Below are 19,027 nucleotides of genomic sequence, written 5' to 3' on the forward strand. Positions count from 1 at the left end.
TGCCTTTAGATGGTATGTAGTATGATAGTATCTCCGCGAACTGGCGGGAATAAACCAAAAAAGCGCCAGCGGGCGCGCGAGGCATGGGCGGCAAAAAAAGAAACCGCCGAAAAAAGGCGGTTTTCCCATCAGGCAGATGTTTTCCGTTCCAGCTCGATGACGGTGCCATCATGACGGATCAGCGTCGGCGGCTTTGTGCCGCGCACCGTGTCGAGCGTGATGATGCACTTTTGCACATCTTCGCGCGACGGCAGCTCAAACATCACATCGAGCATAATGCCTTCGATGATCGAGCGAAGGCCGCGCGCGCCCGTTTTCCGCTCAATCGCTTTTTTCGCGATTTCACGGAGCGCCGCTTCTTCAAACTCGAGCTCAACGCCGTCAAGCTCCAGCATTTTTTGGTATTGCTTCACAATGGCATTTTTCGGTTTCGTCAAAATGTCGATCAACGCCTGTTCGTCGAGCGGCTCGAGCGTCGTAATGACCGGCAGACGGCCGATGAACTCCGGAATAAGTCCGAATTTGAGCAAGTCTTCCGGCAGCACTTTCGACAACAAGTTTTTCTCGTCGACATCCGTCTGGTTCATTTCCGCGCCAAAACCGATCACTTTTTTGCCAAGACGGCGCTTGATGATCGGCTCAATGCCATCAAACGCTCCACCGCAAATGAACAAAATGTTCGTCGTATCGATTTGAATGAATTCTTGATGCGGATGTTTGCGGCCGCCCTGCGGCGGAACGCTGGCAATGGTGCCTTCTAAAATTTTCAACAGCGCCTGTTGCACCCCTTCGCCGGATACGTCGCGAGTGATGGAAGGGTTTTCCGATTTGCGGGCGATTTTGTCAATTTCATCGATGTAAATAATGCCTTTTTCCGCCCGTTCGACGTCATAATCAGCCGCTTGGATGAGCTTTAACAAAATGTTTTCGACGTCTTCGCCAACATAGCCGGCCTCTGTAAGCGAGGTGGCATCGGCGATGGCAAACGGCACGTTCAAAATGCGCGCCAGTGTTTGCGCCAGCAGCGTTTTCCCGCTCCCGGTCGGCCCGATCATCAAAATGTTGCTTTTCGACAGCTCGACATCATCGATTTTGCTGCCGGAATTGATCCGTTTATAATGATTGTAAACCGCAACGGCGAGCGATTTTTTCGCCTCATCTTGACCGATGACGTACTCATCTAGAATTTCCCGAATTTCCAACGGTTTCGGCACGTCTTTAAATTCAAATTCCTCTTCATTGCCGAGCTCCTCTTCAACAATTTCCGTGCATAGCTCAATGCACTCGTCGCAAATGTAAACCCCCGGACCGGCAACGAGCTTTCGCACTTGATCCTGTGTTTTGCCGCAGAACGAGCATTTCAACTGCCCTTTTTCATCATTGAATTTAAACATATCATTCACCCCTTGCCAACGAAATCGCGCCTGCTTATGTATCCATGTCCGCCATCTCTTATGTCGTAAAAACGTATGTATTCGCTATTTTACCATACATGTTCCTGAGAAAGCGAATGAAAAAACCGTCGTCCGTTTGGAAAAGTTTGAAAATTGCTGCTTAGGCGCCATGGTTGTGGATAAAGAACAAGGCACGAACGTCTCGCGCCTTGTTCTTTCCTTAAGATATATTATGCCGCAACCTTGCTGTGCTCTACAAGAAAATCGACTGTTTTCCGCCATTTCAAATCTTCTTTGACGCCATCTAAGCTGCCGAGCAGCTCTTTCAGCTTGTCCACGCTCAGCTTGTAGGCTTCCGCCATTTTTTCGAGCTCTTTGTTTACTTCCTCGTCGGTTACTTCAATGTTTTCGGCCTTCGCGATCGCTTCAAGCGTCAACGCCGCGCGCACCCGTTTTTCGGCATCTTCTTTCATTTGCTCGCGCAACGACGCTTCATCTTGGCCGGAGAATTGGTAATACAACTGCAAGTTCAGACCTTGCATTTGCAGGCGTTGGTCAAATTCGCGAAGCATCCGGTCGGTTTCATTTTTGATCATGACCTCTGGAATATCCATTTCGGCGTTGGCTGCCGCTTTTTCGACAACCGCATTGCGCAAGGCAGTCTCCGCCTCGTTCTTTTTCTCCTCTTCCAAACGGGCGCGAATTTTCGCCTTCAGTTCGTCAAGCGTTTCGACTTCTTCATCGACGTCTTTGGCAAACTCATCGTCAAGCGCCGGCAACTGTTTCGCTTTCACTTCATGCACTTGCACTTTGAACGTCGCCGGTTTGCCGGCCAATTGCTTCGCGTGGTATTCATCCGGGAATGTGACTTGGATTTCTTTTTCCTCGCCGGCTTTCATGCCGACAAGCTGTTCTTCAAACCCCGGAATGAACGTTCCAGAACCGATTTCAAGCGAATAGTTCTCCGCCTTGCCGCCTTCAAACGGCTCGCCGTCGACAAATCCTTCGAAATCGATGACGACCGTATCACCGTTTTCCACTGTCCCGTCTTCTTTCACGACAAGTTCAGCGTAATCTTCTTGCAGGCGTTTCAGTTCGTTTTCGACATCTTCGTCCGTCACGGTTGTATCCATTTTTTCCACTTCAAGCCCTTTGTATTGACCGAGCTTCACTTCCGGCTTTACGGTCACTTTCGCTTTGAAAATTAAGCTTTTGCCTTTTTCCATTTGCTCAATGTCAATCTCCGGCATTGACACCGGTTCGATGCCTGCCTCTTCGACGGCTTTGGCATACGCCTCTGGCAGCAAAATGTCGAGCGCATCTTGATAGAGCACTTCGACGCCGAAGCGTTTTTCAAACAGAACGCGCGGCACTTTCCCCTTGCGGAAGCCCGGAAGCGTGATGTTTTTCACCACTTTTTTAAACGCGGCGTCCAAGCCTTTGTTCACTTTCTCGGCGTCGACCTCAACGGTCAATACGCCTTCGTTCCCTTCAAGCTTTTCCCATTTGACTGACATCCTTGTTCCCTCCACCTGAAATCATTGCTCGGACCATAGCGCACTCCGCTTGTCCAGATCTTTTTATGATGCCCGATTATGTAGACAAGTATGCGAAAACAGATACATAGCACAGCCATTATATTATACCATACAACAGCCATGTTTCAACAGAGAACGAGCCATTAGAGGGAGGAAAGTTCCTCTATTTCATATAGTTTTTGGCAAAGCCTTGCCATCTCCGCCGCCTCCACACCGTAGCGGTCGGCCAAGGCGGCCGCGTCAGCATCCAAGCCTAAAAACCGGCTCGCCATCCAATGGAGAGCAGCAAGCCAGGCCGCTGCATCCGCCGGCTCCGGCGGAAACGGATACAACACATATGCATAGCGAAGCCAAATTTCCGCCGCCGTTTCGTATAAGCTCGGGCTTTCCGCCGCGAGCTGCTGCTCAAGCCGGCCCAGCAGTTCGGAAGCAAATGCCGTTTCCGTCTGTTCGTCCAACGCTGACGGGACGACCTCCATGCAACGGCCAAATTTTTCAACCGTCACCGTTTCATTGACTCGCTTCCCTGTCAACAGGCGAAGAAGCATCGTTTTCGCCATCGGGCTTTTTTCCGGTGCGCGTAAATATTGCTTGAGCAACGGCAGCACCGGATCGATGTCTTCTTTTTCCAGTTGTTTAATCAGTTGCAGCTGCTCAGCAATGTCCCCGGACTCAAGCAGCCGTCTCACCCGCTTCCACTCCGCGGGCGGAAGCGTGCGGGCATTCATTTTTTCACTGAATCGAAGCAGCTGGTGAAGCTGTTCGCGCAGCGAAACGGATAGCGACGGACGGCGCAAGGCGTGGCGGATCACGGTTTCGGCCTTGCTGTATCGATTCGTTTGCAACAATATGGCAATATACATTTGCAACAGTTCACCGTTGCCCGGTTGCTCGTCAAGCAAACCGGCAAGACGCCGCTCCGCCTCATCATATTCCCCAAGCTCATAGCAACAGACAGCCAGCCCAAGCCGAACCGGAAAGCTGTGGTCGCCAAGCTGTTCGGCGGCGCGCAAAAAGCGGAGCGCTTCTTTATATCGCTTCGCCTCGAGCGCAGCAAACGCCTCTTCCATAAGCCGTTCTTTTGTTTGCGGAAACATGATGATTTTTCCTTTTTTCCCGGCCATCTTCGCCCGCTCCCATTTGCATTTACCATCAGTGTAACAAGTTTTCCCTCGCGAAACAACCCGCGTCTTGCTGGGTAACACAAGCCGCTTGTTTGCCGAAAAGCAGCCGGCCTCTGGACGCAGACGCCGTCAAACGCGAAAAAGGCTGCTCCCGCCGATTGGCAGAGCAACCCATCTCTCCTTGCCGCCCGGAACACATGCGCTTACGGCCGTGGACAATGCCGTCGTTCGTAGGCGGCGATATGCGCTTCGTACACAAACGTCAAATCAATTTCGTCCCATCCTTTTAGCAACAGCTGTTTTCGATACGGGTCGATGTCAAACGGACGCGAAAATCCTTCATCGTCAAATACCCGCTGTTCTTCAAGCGAAACCGTCAGTTCATAGTCTGCGCGCTCGCTTTGGCGCAGCAAGTAGCGGACATCCTCTTTATCCAGCCGGATCGGCAACAGTCCATTTTTTAAGCAGTTGTTGTAAAAAATGTCGGCAAACGATGGGGCAATGATGACGCGGAATCCGTAATCTTGCAGCGCCCACGGCGCATGTTCGCGCGATGAGCCGCAACCGAAGTTTTCATCGGCGACTAAAATCGTCGCCCCTTCGTTTTCCGGGCGGTTGAGCTCAAACTCCGGATTTGGCGTGCCGTCGCTCAAATACCGCCAATCGTAAAAGAGAAACTGGCCAAAGCCGGTGCGTTCAATCCGTTTCAAAAACTGCTTTGGAATGATTTGATCGGTATCAATATTCGCCCGATCGATGCCAGCGGTTTTTCCGCGATGGATCGTAAACGGCTTCATCGTCCTTTCCCCCTTCCGTTATGGATGTCACTGATGGCAAAGGAGCTCGGTTTCCTAGGATGCCGCGCCGCCTCTTTTGCCATCACGATCGTCAATTTAACAGACCGGCTCGGCTTCAAGCTGGCGCACATCGACAAAATGTCCGTAAATCGCAGCCGCCGCCGCCATCACCGGGCTGACGAGATGCGTGCGCGCCCCTTTTCCTTGCCGCCCTTCAAAGTTGCGGTTCGACGTTGACGCACAGTGCTCGCCTTCTGGGATGATGTCCGGGTTCATGCCCAAACAGGCGCTGCAGCCGGAGTCGCGCCATTCAAAACCGGCGTCGATGAAAATTTGTGCCAACCCTTCCGCTTCGGCTTGTTTTTTCACTTGCTGCGATCCAGGCACGACGAGCGCCCGTACACCAGGAGCCACTTTTTTCCCTTTCACGATGCTCGCCGCCGCGCGCAAATCGCTGAGGCGTGAGTTGGTGCACGAACCGATGAAGACGTGCTGCACCGGAATATCCGTAATCGGCGTGCCCGGTCTAAGCCCCATGTACTCAAGCGCCCGGCGCACCGCGTTTTGCTCTGTTTTGCTTTCAAATTGCTCGGGATGCGGCACGACGCCATCGACGGAAGTGCTCATCGCGGGGTTCGTCCCCCACGTCACCATCGGAGCGATCGTCGACGCATCGATTTCAATCGTTTTATCGTATTTTGCCCCCTCATCGCTGGCTAACGCCCGCCACCGTTCCACCGCCTTGTCAAACTCCTCGCCTTTTGGTGCATATTTGCGGCCGCGCAAATAGGCGAACGTCGTTTCATCCGGGCTGATGAGGCCGGCTCTCGCCCCAGCTTCAATCGACATATTGCAAATCGTCATTCGCTCTTCCATCGACATGCGTCGGATCGCTTCGCCTGTAAATTCGATAATATAACCGGTGCCGACGCCAACGCCATAGCGGCCGATAATGGCCAAGATGACGTCTTTGGCGGTCACTCCTTTGCCGAGGCGGCCGTTGATGCAGATTTGCAGCGTTTTCGGCTTATGCTGCCAAAGCGTTTGTGTAGCCAATACATGCTCGACTTCGCTCGTGCCGATGCCAAACGCCAAGGCGCCAAACGCCCCGTGCGTCGACGTATGGCTGTCGCCGCAAACGATCGTTTTTCCCGGCTGGGTCAACCCGAGCTCTGGGCCGATGACGTGAACGATTCCTTGCTCTTCGCTGTTTAGGTCGGCGAGCGGAATGCCGAACTCGCGGCAGTTGCGCTCAAGCGCAGCGATTTGGTTGCGCGCCACTTCGTCGGTAATCACAAATCGGTTAACGGTTGGCACGTTATGGTCCATCGTCGCAAAGGTCAAATCCGGCCGCCGCACCTTCCGTCCTTTTTGCCGCAACCCTTCAAACGCTTGCGGCGAGGTCACTTCATGCACTAAGTGCAAATCGATGTACAATAAATCCGGTTTGCCCTCCTCACGGTAGACGACGTGGTTTTCCCAAATTTTATCGATGATCGTTTTCGGCTTCATTGGCTTTCACCTCGCACGTCTTAGGCATAAACGGTCATAATTTGAGCAATGGCCGTATAATCCAGCACCGCTGTTTTAATTTCTTCGACCATTTCGTTCGTTGATACGATGCGGCCGCCGCTTGGCGCCAAGTCGGCGGTGCGCAAACCTTGATCGAGCGCCTGCCGCACCGCGTGCTCTACCGCCTCCGCTTCCGCGGTGAGCCCGAACGACAGGCGAAGCATCATCGCGGCTGACAAAATCGCCGCAATCGGATTGGCTTTGTTCATGCCGGCGATATCAGGCGCTGAACCGTGCACCGGCTCATACAAGCTCGGACCGGAAGCGGATAAGCTGGCTGACGGCAGCATCCCGAGCGAACCGGACAACATGGAGGCTTCATCGCTTAAAATGTCGCCAAACATGTTTTCTGTCACAATGACATCAAACTGCTTCGGCGCGCGGATGAGCTGCATCGCGGCATTGTCAACAAGCATATGCTCAAGCGTGACGTCCGGAAACTGCTTCGCCACCTCTTCGGCCACTTCCCGCCATAGACGGCTTGACGAAAGGACGTTCGCCTTGTCGACCGAAGTCACTTTTTTCTTCCGCCCGCGTGCGAGTATAAACGCCATGCGGACGATCCGCTCAATTTCTTCTTTTTTATATAACAAGGTGTCCACTGCTTTTTCTTCGCCGTTTTCGACGACGCGGCCGCTCGGCTGGCCGAAGTAAATGCCGCCGGTCAGCTCGCGGACGATGACAAAATCGACGTCTTGCACGAGATCCGGTTTTAACGGCGAAGCGGAAACCAAACTGTCATAGCAAACAACCGGCCGCAAGTTGGCATATAAGTCGAGCTGCTTGCGAATGGCAAGCAATCCTTTTTCCGGGCGCAAATGCGGAGGGTTGTCATCCCACTTCGGACCGCCGACCGCCCCAAGCAGCACCGCATCGCTTTCTCGGCAAAGGCGGAGCGTTTCCTCGGGGAGCGGCGTCCCCGCCTCATCGATCGCCGCTCCACCGATCAATCCATATTCAAACGTAAACTCGTGGCCAAACCGGATGCCGACCGCTTTCAATACCTCGACCGCTCCGGACGTCACTTCTTTGCCGATGCCATCCCCTGGCAAGACGGCAATCCGATAGTTTCCCATTCTGAATCCCCCCGTTTTATGGTGTTGCCACTTTCTCGTTTTCGCCGCGCATCGCTTCGATCATAAACACACGGTTGATGGCGTTGATGTACGCTTTCGCCGATGCTTCCAACACGTCTTGTGCAGTGCCGCGCCCGCTCGTCTCGATGTCATGGGCGCGCACTTTGACGAACACTTGGGCCAACGCATCGCGGCCGCCGCCGACCGATTCGATCCGGTAGTCAAGCAGCGTCACCGGCGTTTGGAAGCAACGTTCCAATGTATTGTACAGCGCCTCGACGCTGCCCGCGCCGGTCGCCGCTTCTTGGATTTCATTCCCCTTCCCGTCTTTCAGTACAACGACCGCTGTCGGAATTTGATTCGTCCCGTATTGCACTTGGATGGAAGACAATTGGTAAAAATCTTTAAAGTGGTCGAACTTCTCTTCGAAAATCAACGCGATTAAATCATCATCGGTAATGTCCTTCTTTTTGTCAGCCAATTCTTTAAAACGGACAAACAGCTGATTGATTTCTTCATCGGACAACGTGTAGCCGAGCTCCTCGACCCGGTTGCGAAGCGCATGGCGGCCGGAATGTTTGCCGAGCACCATCGAATTCGACGGCACGCCGACGAGCTCCGGCGAAATGATTTCGTATGTCGTTTTTTCTTTTAAGACGCCGTCTTGATGGATGCCCGATTCGTGGGCAAACGCATTTTTGCCGACGACCGCTTTGTTGGGTGGAACGACGACCCCGGTCAGCTTGCTGACAAGATTGCTTGTGCGCTTAATTTCCTGCAAATTGAGGCGCGTTTCCACTTGATAGTAGTCTTTGCGGATGTGAAGGGCCACAGCGATTTCCTCAAGCGCCGCATTGCCGGCCCGCTCGCCGATGCCGTTGATCGTGCACTCGACCTGCGTCGCTCCATGTTCAATGGCCGATAGCGAGTTCACCACCGCCATGCCCAAGTCATCATGACAATGAGCGGAGAGTGAAACATTTTCAATATTCGGAACATTGTTTTGCAAATAGAGGAAAATTTCCCCGTATTCTTTCGGCGTAATATAGCCGACCGTATCCGGAATGTTGATCACCGAGGCGCCGGCTTTGATCACTTCGGCGACGATTTTCGCCAAAAACGGCAACTCGCTTCGGCACGCATCTTCCGCCGACCATTGGACGATCGGGAAAAAGCGCTTCGCGTATTTCACCGCCTCAACCGCCGCTTCAATCACTTGTTCCGGCGTCATCCGCAATTTATGCACCATATGGATCGGCGAGGTGGCGATGAATAGGTGGAGCCGCGGCTCCGCGCCGCCTTTTAACGCCTCCCACGCCGCATCAATATCGCTTCGGACCGAGCGCGACAGCCCGGTGACCGAGCATGTTCTCACCGTTTCGGCGATTTGTTTGACCGCCTCAAAATCGCCTTTCGATGAGGCGGGGAAACCCGCCTCGATGATGTCAACCCGCAGCCGTTCAAGCTGACGGGCAATTTCCAACTTTTCTTGCAAATTCAAGTTCACACCAGCAGATTGTTCCCCGTCACGCAATGTGGTATCAAAAAACTTAATTTTTCGCACCTGGCACCACCGCCTCGACTTGTTTTGCCTTCACAAACGGCATCATGCTTCGCAGTTCGCGTCCGACAATCTCAATCAAATGCTCATTCTCACGCCGGTTGATGGCGTTGAACTCCGGACGGTTCGCTTGGTTTTCCAAAATCCAGCTCTTCGCGAATTTGCCCGTTTGAATGTCATCGAGCACCTTTTTCATTTCCGCTTTCACAGCGTCGTTAATAATGCGCGGGCCGGTGATAAAGTCGCCCCATTGCGCCGTATCGGAAATCGAATAGCGCATCCACGACAAACCGCCTTCGTAAAGGAGATCGACGATGAGCTTCATCTCATGCAAACACTCAAAATAGGCGACTTCCGGCTGATACCCGGCTTCAACGAGCGTTTCAAACCCGGCTTTGATGAGCGCCGTCAGCCCACCGCACAGCACCGCTTGTTCACCGAACAAGTCGGTTTCCGTCTCTTCTTTGAACGTCGTCTCCAACACCCCAGCTCGAGCAGCGCCGATCGCTTTCGCGTAGGCGAGCGCCGTTTCTCTCGCGTGTCCGGTCACATCTTGGTAGACGGCGATGAGCGCCGGCACGCCCGCTCCTTCCGTATATGTGCGCCGCACGAGATGGCCTGGGCCTTTCGGCGCAACCAAGAAGACGTCAACATGATTCGGCGGGACGATTTGGCTGAAATGGATGTTAAAGCCGTGCGCAAACACAAGCGCATTGCCTGGCTCGAGTTCCGGCTCGATTTCCTCTTTGTACACGGCCGGCTGCTTCTCATCCGGCAGCAGCACCATGACGATATCAGCCTGCTTCGCCGCTTCGCGGACGGAATACACCTCAAACCCGTCTTGCTCTGCTTGCTCCCACGATTTTCCTTTTCGCAGCCCGACGATGACGCGGACGCCGCTGTCGCGCAAGTTTTGCGCATGGGCGTGGCCTTGTGAGCCGTAGCCGATGATCGCGACCGTTTTCCCTTGCAAATATTGTTCGTTTGCATCCCCGTTATAGTAGACTTTTGCCATGATTACCCTCTCCTTTGTCCTGTAGATAAATGTTGGTCAAGAAACAGCGCAAATGCTGCGATGGCGCCATGACTGCGCATGGGTGCGGTTTTGTATTGATGGTTGTTAAATGATAAACGCCGTTTTCTGGTTCGTGGTCGCTTTTTGCGCCCCGCGGGTGAACGCGGTTGTTCCCGTGCGCGCCACTTCCTTAATGCCGTACGGGCGCAATAGTTCAATCAACGCCTCGACTTTCTCCGGCTCGCCGGTCACTTGAATGACGAGGCTGTCTTTGCTTACGTCGACGATCGAGGCGCGGAACGGCTCGATGAGCGTGTAAATTTCCTGGCGGACCGCCGGAGGAGCGGCAACTTTAATGAGCGCCAGCTCGCGGGCGACGATCGCTTGGTCGGTGATGTCATTCACCTTCAACACATCAATCTGCTTGTTCAGCTGCTTAATGATTTGCTCCGCCGTCCGTTCATCGTCAACGTTGACGACGAACGTCATCCGCGAAACGCCCTCGATTTCCGTATGCCCGACCGTAATGCTTTCGATATTGTAATGCCGCTTCGTAAACAGCCCGGTAATGCGGTTTAACACGCCCGGGCGGTTGTTGACCGTCATCGTGATAATTCTTCGCACGCTTTCACCCCCACCATTTCATGAAGCCCTTTGCCGGGCGCCACCATCGGATACACGTTCTCGTCGGCGCGGACATGGAAATCAAGCAGCACCGGCCCATCCATCGCAAACGCTTGTTTTAACACTTCAGCTGCTTCCGCCTCCGTCTTCGCCCGCAGCCCCGGTATGCCGTATGCTTCAGCGAGTTTTACAAAATCCGGCTGATTCGGGATGAGCGAATGGGAGTACCGTTTTTCGTAAAACAGCTCCTGCCATTGCCGCACCATGCCGAGCGCCTGGTTGTTGACGATGACGATTTTAATTGGCAACCCCAGCTCTTGAATGACCGACAGTTCTTGGAACGTCATTTGGAAGCCGCCGTCGCCGACGATCGAAACGACCGTAGCGCTCCGGTCGGCGAGCTGGGCGCCGATCGCTGCCGGAAGCCCGAAGCCCATCGTGCCGAGCCCCCCGGACGTCACCCACCGGTGCGGTCGATTGAACTTGTAATATTGCGCCGCCCACATTTGGTGCTGGCCGACGTCCGTTGTGACGATCGCTTCGCCATTTGTCAATTCGTAAATCATTTCGACAAGCTTTTGCGGCTTGATCGTCCCGGCTTCCGGCTCGTAATGGAGCGGGAAGCGCCGCTTCCACTCATTGAGCTGTTCGAGCCACGCCGCGTTGTCAGCCGGTTTGCCTTGCTGGGCGATCAGTTCCTGCAGCGCCGCTTTGGCGTCGCTGACAATCGGAATTTTGGTCGGCACGTTTTTGCCGATTTCCGCCGGGTCGATGTCGATATGAGCGACAGTCGCCTTTGGCGCGAAGTATTTCAAGTTGCCGGTGACCCGGTCGTCAAAACGGGCGCCGATGTTGATAAGCAAATCGCACTCATAGAGCGCCATGTTCGCCGTGTACGTCCCGTGCATGCCCGCCATCCCCAAGAAAAGCGGATGGTCTGCCGGGAAACCGCCAAGGCCAAGGAGCGTATGAATGACCGGAATGTTTTGCTGTTCGGCGTATTGCCGCAATTCATTGGACGCATTGGCGTGCAAGACGCCAGCGCCGGCTAAAATGACCGGCCGCTTTGATTGGCTGACCGCCTCGACAAGCCGGCGGATTTGCCAATGGTTCGGCTGCGTCGTCGGCTGATAGCCAGGCAAATGAACGTCTTGATCGTAATCAAACTCCCCTTCGGCCGTCGTAATGTCTTTTGGAATATCGATCAACACCGGTCCGGGGCGCCCGGTCGTCGCGATGTGAAACGCCTCTTTAATGATTCTCGGCAGCTCGCTGATGTCGCGCACTTGGTAGTTGTGTTTCGTAATCGGCATCGTAATGCCGACAACGTCCGCCTCCTGAAACGCATCCGAACCGATGACGCTTGTCGCCACTTGCCCGGTAAAGACGACGAGCGGCAGCGAATCCATCATCGCGTCGGTCAACCCGGTGACGATGTTGGTCGCTCCCGGGCCGGAGGTGGCGATGACGACCCCCGGTTTTCCAGAAATGCGCGCATATCCTTCCGCCGCATGGATGGCCCCTTGCTCATGCCGCGTCAGCACGTGGAACACGCCGGCTTTATACAACTCGTCATACAGCGGGAGCACCGCCCCCCCTGGATAGCCGAAGATGACTTCGACTTTTTCTTCCTTGAGCGCTTCAATGAGCATCAGCGACCCGCTCATTCTCGCCTTCGTCCTCGCTTTTTCTTGTTCCTCGACTTTCATTTTTGTCATCGTCGATCCTCCCTGTGATTTGTCATCCATATAAAAAACCTTTCCGCCCACGATGGCTGTCATTTCCAGCCAAAGGGGCGAAAAGGTTTCCTTTCCGCGGTACCACCCTTCTTCACGGCCGTGACGGCCGCCTCAGGAGCGGCCAGCCGAAGCCGGCCGCTCATTTTGGTAACGAGTGAAGCGCGCGTCTCCACTCGTCCAGCCCTACTAGCCGTCCGGCGTTCAGGCTGGCGCTCAGAGGTGAGTTCATCAAGCGGCAACATCACCGGTTCGCAGCTCCCCCGGCTCTCTGTGGATGTTGGCCCCGCTGACTACTTATCCTCGTCAACGCTTTTTCGCTATCCACTTGTCATGGACGATCAACCGACATTGGCGTTCGTCGGATACACCTTTACTCCTTCGACGACCACGCGGCGGCGGAATTCTTCAAGCAACCGCTTGGTATGCGGTCCCGGCGTCCCGTCGCCGATCGTCCGGCCATCGACTTTAATGACCGAAATGACTTCGGCCGCCGTCCCCGTCAAAAACACTTCATCCGCGACATAGACGTCATGGCGGGTAAACGGCTCCTCTTTCACCGTATAGCCGAGATCCTCCGCGATTTCGATGATCGCTTGGCGCGTAATGCCTTCAAGCGCCCCGACATACCCAGGCGGCGTGTAAATGACGCCGTTTTTGATGATGAAAACATTGTCTCCCGAACCTTCCGCGACATAGCCTTGATCGTTTAAGATCAGCGCTTCGCTTACGTTCGCCAAATGCGCCTCGATTTTGACAAGCACATTGTTTAGGTAGTTGAGCGATTTGACTTTCGGGCTCAGCACATCAGAGCGGTTGCGGCGCGTCGCCACTGTCACCACTTCGATGCCGGTTTCATATAAATGCTTCGGGAAGAGCGCGAGCGGCTCGACGATAATCACGATTTGCGGCGTTTTGCATTTGTACGGATCCAGTCCTAAATCGCCGACCCCGCGCGAAACAACCAGGCGGATGTACGCATCTTGATAGCCGTTGCGGCGGATCGTTTCGAGCACGTGGCCAATCATTTCTTCCTTCGTGTACGGAATGTCGAGCAAAATCGATTTCGCGGAATTGTATAGCCGATCTATATGTTCTTCGAGGCGGAATACGTTGCCGCTATAGACACGAATGCCTTCAAATACCCCGTCGCCATACAAAAATCCATGGTCATACACGGAAATTTTGGCGTTTTCTTTTGTCACAAATTCTCCGTTTAAAAAGATCCATTGTTCGCCCACTTCGGTTCCCCTCTTCCTTGATCAGTCAGCAGTTGCTTTGAACGGCTTGATCATTGTATTGAGTCGTTTCTCTTATTTGAAAATTATAATAATCCGAAACCTTTGCGCCGTCAATAACGTTTTTCGAAAATTCCGATTGGTCAAACTATTTGAATGCGCTTACATTATGATAGAATCAAGGTTTTGCCGATTCAAAAATTTTTTCTTTCTTGGCGGCTCATAGAAAGCGGACGCGCTCTAACTGCCAAAGACGAAAAACAAAAAATAGCGGACGTTTTGTCCGCTTAGATCGAAAAGGTTCGTTCCATTCCGGAAACGGGCTGCCCATTCACTTCATAAAATTGGACATGCACGCGCCCGCCGCCGATGGTCAACACCGCGTACGTTTTTTCTTTTCTTCCGCGCGGCAAAGCAATGCTGCCGGGGTTGATGAACAACCGCCCATCCATTTGCTCGGCGCCGGCCAAATGCGAGTGGCCGAAACAAACGACGTGAGCCCCTGTTTCTTGCGCGCGATAGGATAAACGCAAAAGCGACGTTTTCACCCCGTATAAATGGCCGTGGGTGACAAACAACCGAACGCCGCCTGCCTCTTCGATGCGCTCAGCAGGAAACGCGGCGAAATCGCAGTTGCCGCGCACAACGGCAAACGGGGCGATCTCGTCCGCCCCCACCTCCAACTCCGAGTCACCGCAATGGATAAACAAATCCGCTTCATGGCGATGACGGTTGACAATTTCAGCAAGTTCGGCAGTCAGCCCATGGCTGTCGCTCACAATCACCGCCTTCATTCCGTCCGCCCCTTTCCACCGACGATCTCCTCCCACTGCTCATCGAGCTTCGTCAGCGCCTTGGCGCGATGACTGATTTGATTTTTTTCCTCCGGCGCAAGCTCCGCCATCGTTTTTCCCCACTCCGGAAGGTAAAAGATTGGATCATAGCCAAAGCCCCCCTCCCCACGCGGCACTTCGGCGATATAACCATCGCATGTCGCTTCGACAACGGCGGTCGGCCGCCCTGGGATCGCGACGGCGAGCGCGCAATGAAAACGAGCCGTGCGCTGCTCCATCGGCACCCCGTCAAGCTCGCGAAGCAGCTTGGCGATGTTGCGTGCATCGTTTTTATCTTCCCCGGCATAACGGGCCGAATGAACGCCCGGCCGGCCGCCGAGCGCATCGACCACGAGCCCGGAATCATCGGCGATCACCGGCCGCTTTAGACGCCGCGACGCCGCTTCTGCTTTGAGCACGGCATTGTCCGCAAACGTGCTTCCCGTTTCTGCGACATCCGGAGCGTCCGGAAAGTCAAGCAACGATTTCACTTCGACGCCCCGCTTGGCAAACAAAGCGGCGAACTCGCGCACTTTGCCAGCGTTTTTGGTCGCGATGACGATCTCCTTCACTCTGTGTCCTCCTCTGCCGCTTCTTTTTTTTTCGCCGATGCGCGCCGCCCACTCGCCCAATGCGCGGCGCTGAACGGCGATGAGCTGCTCGATGCCGATTTGCGCCGCTTCAAGCAATTCATCAAGCTCGGCGCGCGAAAAAACTGCTTCCTCTCCGGTTCCTTGAATCTCAACAAATTGACCGGCTCCGGTCATGACGACGTTCATATCCACTTTCGCCCGCGCATCCTCGTTGTAATCTAAATCAAGAATCACCCCATGCTCCGGATCGATGCCGACCGAGGTAGCGGCGAGAAAATCGCGGATCGGAAGCGCCTCGAGCTTCCCTTCTTCCACCAGTCTGGCAAGCGCCAACACAAGCGCCACATACGCACCAGTGATCGACGCCGTCCGCGTTCCGCCATCCGCCTGAATGACGTCGCAATCGATCCAAATGGTCCGCTCGCCAAGCTGTTCAAGATCAACAACCGAGCGAAGCGCGCGGCCGATTAAGCGCTGAATTTCCATCGTCCGCCCCGACACTTTTCCTTTGCTCGCTTCCCTCACATTCCGCTGCTCTGTCGCCCGCGGCAGCATCCCATATTCGGCCGTAATCCATCCTTTGCCGCCGCCGCGCATAAACGACGGCACTTTCTCTTCGACCGTCGCCGTGCAAATGACTTTCGTGTCGCCGATTTCAATGAGCACCGACCCTTCAGCGTGCTTCATGTAATGCGGGTGTATATGTACAGGGCGCAGCTCGCAACTGCTTCGTCCGTCCGCTCTCATCAACTGAGTCCTCCTTTTCTCCATCTTCAACGGAATGCCAGACGCCGCATTTCTTTCCGCCTAGCGAAAAAAAGAAAGAGGCAGAATACGTTTCCACCTCTTTGTTATACCATAACGTCCTATTCGTTTCCAGCCAGTCAGCACCAACCGGTTAAAATGTCCCGGTATTGACGTTTTGCGGCCGAGCGACCGGTTTGGTGAGCGGCTTGCCATCTTCCGTGACAAGATTGGCTTTGCCATTGACGGTGATCGCCACGCTTTCGACTCCTTTTTGCTCCGTGAGCGACAAAACGAGAGAATTCAACACGACGTCGGAAATGACATTTTTCTTGTTGCTTCCATAAATGCCTTCGTTAAAGTTGAGCGTCACTTTGCCATCCTCGTATTTCGGGGCATCGACAAGCTTCGCGTCCGGCTGAAAGACGCCGACAAGCCCGCTCCCTTGCTCTGGTCCTTGAATCAGTTCGTTGACGGCCGCGGCAATATCATCTTTCTCCTTATTGGACACACGCCGTGTCACCGGCACATAGTATGTGCTGTTCCCTTGTTGGGCGACAAAATAAACGGTGACCGGATGCGTATTCGTAATGTCTGGCACGCCGTTCGCTTCCATATTGATGCCATCGGCGCGGCTTACCCCATCTTGGATCGGCGTTTTATTGACCGGCATCACGTTTTGATCGTAGCCGTTGATGCGGATTTTGACGCGCTTGATATTGTCAAATTGCGTCAATGTCCACGTAATGGACTGCAAAATTCGTTTTTCGTCCTCCGGCTTATAGTTTTTAAATTCCGGCGAAAAGTCAGCGATCAACGTTCCGTCTTTTTCCAATTTTGTGCCAAGCACCGTCGTTCCGGCCGGAATGACCGCGCGGAAGCCGTTCGGTAACATTTCTGACACGGGTCCGTCTTCAACCAAATATTCGAGTACTTGTTTCGCCACGGCCTGCGTTTTCGGCAATTCCACTGTTTGCGGCACGACAAAGCCGTTTTTGTCAATCAAGTACAGCTCTCTTTTCACCGTCTCGGTGGCCTTCGCTTTCTCTTTCCCTTCCTTTTGGCTTTCCGTCGCTTCCTGAAGCGCTTGGCCGTCTTTGACATAACTCGTCTCTTGCGGCGGATCGATCTCCTTCACCGCCTCATCTCGCCCAAACAAACCGCAGCCGCCAAGCAACAACAGCGAGGCGAGCAGCGGCGCCGCCCATATTTGAGTCGTCCGTTTCATTGACGTTCCCTCCTACTCGTAGTTTGTACTACTATGTATACGAGCCGTTTTCCAAAATAGAATAAAAAAATCCTTTAGCGCATGGACGCTAAAGGATTGGTTGGTTACAGCCGAATCGCTTCGACCGTGCCGATCGGCTTGCCAAACCACTTCCCGGAAATCTTTTCAAACAGCTCTTTCGGCCCGGTCGTGAAAAACAAATGCTCCGGTTCGCGCTCGCCGGTGTAAAGGAGCTGGCTGTGGTGCAAAATCGCGCTCACTTCACGAGCCGTCTCACCGCCCGAGCAAATGAGCTTCACGCGTTTGCCCATATACGTGCGAATGAGCGGCGCGAGCAACGGATAATGCGTGCAGCCTAAAATCAGCACATCGATCGGCAGCGGACGGAGCGGAGCGAGCGATTCGGCGACGATCGCCATCGCCTCCTGCCCTTCAAAGTCGCCGCTTTCCACAAGCGGAACGAATTTCGGACAGGCCAAGCTCTCGACTTGGACGCGCGGATTGATGGATTGAAGCGCCTTTTCATACGCCCGGCTTCGGATCGTGCCAATCGTGCCGATGACGCCGATGTGCCCGCGCCTAGTCGCTTTCAGGGCCGCGCGAGCGCCGGGATGAATAACGCCAAGCACAGGAATGTCAAGCTTCGCCCGCACGTCGTCAAGCGCGACCGCCGTCGCGGTGTTGCAGGCGATAACAAGCATTTTCAAGGGATATTGCCGCAAGTAATCAATCATTTGCCACGTAAATCGACGGACTTCTTCCACCGGCCGCGGCCCGTACGGGCAACGGGCGGTGTCGCCTAAGTAAATAATTTGTTCTTTCGGCAGCTGCCTCATAATTTCTTTGGCGACGGTCAAACCGCCGACTCCTGAGTCAATGACACCAATTGCTCTTTCCAAGTGATCGCCTCATTCTTTCGTCATTTCTTGATGCAATTTGCGCAAACAACGCTCAAAGAGAACGATTTCCTCTTCAGAAAAATTTTCCAACACTTTAGCTAAATCTCTCTGGCGTTTTTCAATCACTTCCTCAATGATGCGCTCGCCTTTTTCCAACAAGTGAATGCGGACGACGCGGCGGTCGTGTTCATCGCGGACTCTGGCGACAAGTCCGTTCCGCTCCATACGGTCGACCAAGTCGGTCGTCGTGCTGCACGCCAAATACATTTTGTTCGATAACTCGCCGACCGTCAAGTCCCCTTCTTCAAGCAGCCACTGCAGGGCGACAAATTGCGGTGGGGTGATCGGATAGTTGGTTAAAATTTCACGGCCGCGCTGTTTCAAATTGGCGGCGATATAGCGAAGCAATTTTTCCAACTCGGCGACCGTTTGTTCATTCATCGCAGACGGCATACCATCTCTCCTTGATCGTTTCCGCGGCCAGCCTCAAACGGCGGCTTGCGTCGACAGCTATTCTTACTTTTCATTTTACAACACCGGCAAAGATAATCAACAAAAAAAATGCGGCGGCCGCCGCGGACGAAGGCCGGACGGGCGCCAAGCCTCGTCCGGCCGCAAGGGAACATAACAGCCGGCTGTCCAACAAGGAAAGCCGGCATCGTTTATAGTTCAAGTTCGCCCATTCGAAGCAATTCAATGACAGCTTGCGAGCGCCCCTTGACCCCAAGCTTTTGCATCGCATTCGAAATATGGTTGCGGACCGTTTTCTCGCTGATAAACAGCTCTTGGGCGATCTCTTTCGTCGTCTTGTCTTGCACGAGCAATTCGAAGACTTCTTTTTCTCTTTTTGTCAAAAGCGGCTTCGATTGAAATGATTTGTCCTTCAACGGTTGTAACCCTCCTTGCTCTCAATGGGCCCGAACTGCCGGATGGGTATTTCCTCGCCATATCGTATGTGAGAGCAAGAGCGGCGGTGACGAAAATTTGCTTATCTAATAGAAAAATGGGTCTTTTTTTTTTCGGTTCATCACCAAATGACTTTTAAAGACAAACAT

At 53.9% G+C, this 19,027-nt stretch carries 17 protein-coding genes, 1 pseudogene and 1 other annotated feature; all 18 genes and pseudogenes read right to left on the minus strand.

Annotated features, from left to right (window positions below; translation table 11 throughout):
* Positions 1–128 precede the first annotated feature (128 nt).
* The gene (gene clpX / locus I656_RS11620) at positions 129–1,394 is read right to left on the minus strand and encodes an ATP-dependent protease ATP-binding subunit ClpX (RefSeq protein WP_011232128.1); all 1,266 of its coding nucleotides are present in this window, start codon (positions 1,392–1,394) and stop codon (positions 129–131) included.
* 230 nt (positions 1,395–1,624) lie between these two features.
* Positions 1,625–2,911 carry a trigger factor gene (gene tig / locus I656_RS11615; protein WP_033004981.1) on the minus strand — a complete coding sequence of 429 codons (1,287 nt, stop codon included), beginning with the start codon at positions 2,909–2,911 and terminating at the stop codon, positions 1,625–1,627.
* 164 nt (positions 2,912–3,075) lie between these two features.
* Positions 3,076–4,056 (minus strand): M48 family metallopeptidase, encoded by a 981-nt coding sequence (locus tag I656_RS11610; protein ID WP_033004982.1) that lies wholly within the window; start codon positions 4,054–4,056, stop codon positions 3,076–3,078.
* 203 nt (positions 4,057–4,259) lie between these two features.
* Positions 4,260–4,853 carry a 3-isopropylmalate dehydratase small subunit gene (gene leuD / locus I656_RS11605; RefSeq protein WP_011232131.1) on the minus strand — a complete coding sequence of 198 codons (594 nt, stop codon included), beginning with the start codon at positions 4,851–4,853 and terminating at the stop codon, positions 4,260–4,262.
* A 96-nt stretch (positions 4,854–4,949) separates the two neighbouring features.
* Entirely contained in the window at positions 4,950–6,365 is a 1,416-nt protein-coding gene (gene leuC, locus I656_RS11600) for a 3-isopropylmalate dehydratase large subunit (RefSeq protein WP_020754257.1), read from the minus strand.
* Between the two features lie 20 nt (positions 6,366–6,385).
* Complete coding sequence (leuB, locus tag I656_RS11595; protein ID WP_020278134.1) at positions 6,386–7,501, minus strand: 3-isopropylmalate dehydrogenase; 1,116 nt, start codon at positions 7,499–7,501, stop codon at positions 6,386–6,388.
* Positions 7,502–7,517: 16 nt separating this feature from the next.
* Complete coding sequence (locus tag I656_RS11590) at positions 7,518–9,065, minus strand: 2-isopropylmalate synthase (RefSeq protein ID WP_011232134.1); 1,548 nt, start codon at positions 9,063–9,065, stop codon at positions 7,518–7,520.
* Positions 9,052–10,077 carry a ketol-acid reductoisomerase gene (ilvC, locus tag I656_RS11585; protein WP_011232135.1) on the minus strand — a complete coding sequence of 342 codons (1,026 nt, stop codon included), beginning with the start codon at positions 10,075–10,077 and terminating at the stop codon, positions 9,052–9,054. The genes I656_RS11590 and ilvC overlap by 14 nt, the downstream gene beginning before the upstream one ends.
* A 105-nt stretch (positions 10,078–10,182) precedes the next feature.
* Positions 10,183–10,701: an acetolactate synthase small subunit gene (gene ilvN / locus I656_RS11580; protein ID WP_013144574.1), complete on the minus strand. Its 519-nt coding sequence runs from the start codon at positions 10,699–10,701 to the stop codon at positions 10,183–10,185.
* A complete protein-coding gene (gene ilvB / locus I656_RS11575) occupies positions 10,680–12,419 on the minus strand; it encodes an acetolactate synthase large subunit (RefSeq protein ID WP_033004993.1) in 1,740 nt (579 codons plus the stop codon). The genes ilvN and ilvB overlap by 22 nt, the downstream gene beginning before the upstream one ends.
* Positions 12,420–12,489: 70 nt before the next feature.
* Positions 12,490–12,756: a binding site (T-box leader), on the minus strand.
* Positions 12,757–12,778: 22 nt separating this feature from the next.
* Positions 12,779–13,678 carry a branched-chain-amino-acid transaminase gene (gene ilvE, locus I656_RS11565; protein WP_011232138.1) on the minus strand — a complete coding sequence of 300 codons (900 nt, stop codon included), beginning with the start codon at positions 13,676–13,678 and terminating at the stop codon, positions 12,779–12,781.
* Between the two features lie 284 nt (positions 13,679–13,962).
* Positions 13,963–14,469: a metallophosphoesterase family protein gene (locus tag I656_RS11560; protein ID WP_033004987.1), complete on the minus strand. Its 507-nt coding sequence runs from the start codon at positions 14,467–14,469 to the stop codon at positions 13,963–13,965.
* Positions 14,466–15,080 carry an XTP/dITP diphosphatase gene (locus tag I656_RS19000; RefSeq protein ID WP_015375534.1) on the minus strand — a complete coding sequence of 205 codons (615 nt, stop codon included), beginning with the start codon at positions 15,078–15,080 and terminating at the stop codon, positions 14,466–14,468. Before I656_RS19000 ends, I656_RS11560 begins: the two co-directional genes overlap by 4 nt.
* Positions 15,081–15,107: 27 nt before the next feature.
* Positions 15,108–15,848 (minus strand): annotated as a pseudogene (gene rph, locus I656_RS19005) (ribonuclease PH); the annotation flags it as partial.
* A gap of 151 nt (positions 15,849–15,999) precedes the next feature.
* Positions 16,000–17,073: a GerMN domain-containing protein gene (locus I656_RS11550; RefSeq protein ID WP_015375536.1), complete on the minus strand. Its 1,074-nt coding sequence runs from the start codon at positions 17,071–17,073 to the stop codon at positions 16,000–16,002.
* Positions 17,074–17,177: 104 nt separating this feature from the next.
* Complete coding sequence (gene racE, locus I656_RS11545; RefSeq protein ID WP_011232143.1) at positions 17,178–17,972, minus strand: glutamate racemase; 795 nt, start codon at positions 17,970–17,972, stop codon at positions 17,178–17,180.
* 9 nt (positions 17,973–17,981) lie between these two features.
* Entirely contained in the window at positions 17,982–18,425 is a 444-nt protein-coding gene (locus I656_RS11540; RefSeq protein WP_015375537.1) for a MarR family winged helix-turn-helix transcriptional regulator, read from the minus strand.
* 209 nt (positions 18,426–18,634) lie between these two features.
* A complete protein-coding gene (locus I656_RS11535) occupies positions 18,635–18,859 on the minus strand; it encodes a response regulator transcription factor (RefSeq protein WP_020754265.1) in 225 nt (74 codons plus the stop codon).
* Positions 18,860–19,027: the final 168 nt, after the last annotated feature.

Origin of the sequence: Geobacillus sp. WSUCF1, from assembly GCF_000422025.1 — a bacterium.
In the GTDB taxonomy this organism is placed as follows: domain Bacteria; phylum Bacillota; class Bacilli; order Bacillales; family Anoxybacillaceae; genus Geobacillus; species Geobacillus zalihae.

Bases quoted from the DNA above. Each gene is read 5' to 3' on its own strand.
- ilvB (WP_033004993.1), bottom strand. From the start codon at position 12,419: ATGACAAAAATGAAAGTCGAGGAACAAGAAAAAGCGAGGACGAAGGCG.
- I656_RS11540 (WP_015375537.1), bottom strand. From the start codon at position 18,425: ATGCCGTCTGCGATGAATGAACAAACGGTCGCCGAGTTGGAAAAATTG.
- I656_RS11610 (WP_033004982.1), bottom strand. From the start codon at position 4,056: ATGGCCGGGAAAAAAGGAAAAATCATCATGTTTCCGCAAACAAAAGAA.
- tig (WP_033004981.1), bottom strand. From the start codon at position 2,911: ATGTCAGTCAAATGGGAAAAGCTTGAAGGGAACGAAGGCGTATTGACC.
- leuD (WP_011232131.1), bottom strand. From the start codon at position 4,853: ATGAAGCCGTTTACGATCCATCGCGGAAAAACCGCTGGCATCGATCGG.
- leuC (WP_020754257.1), bottom strand. From the start codon at position 6,365: ATGAAGCCGAAAACGATCATCGATAAAATTTGGGAAAACCACGTCGTC.
- clpX (WP_011232128.1), bottom strand. From the start codon at position 1,394: ATGTTTAAATTCAATGATGAAAAAGGGCAGTTGAAATGCTCGTTCTGC.
- ilvC (WP_011232135.1), bottom strand. From the start codon at position 10,077: ATGGCAAAAGTCTACTATAACGGGGATGCAAACGAACAATATTTGCAA.
- I656_RS11550 (WP_015375536.1), bottom strand. From the start codon at position 17,073: ATGAAACGGACGACTCAAATATGGGCGGCGCCGCTGCTCGCCTCGCTG.
- leuB (WP_020278134.1), bottom strand. From the start codon at position 7,501: ATGGGAAACTATCGGATTGCCGTCTTGCCAGGGGATGGCATCGGCAAA.
- I656_RS11560 (WP_033004987.1), bottom strand. From the start codon at position 14,469: ATGAAGGCGGTGATTGTGAGCGACAGCCATGGGCTGACTGCCGAACTT.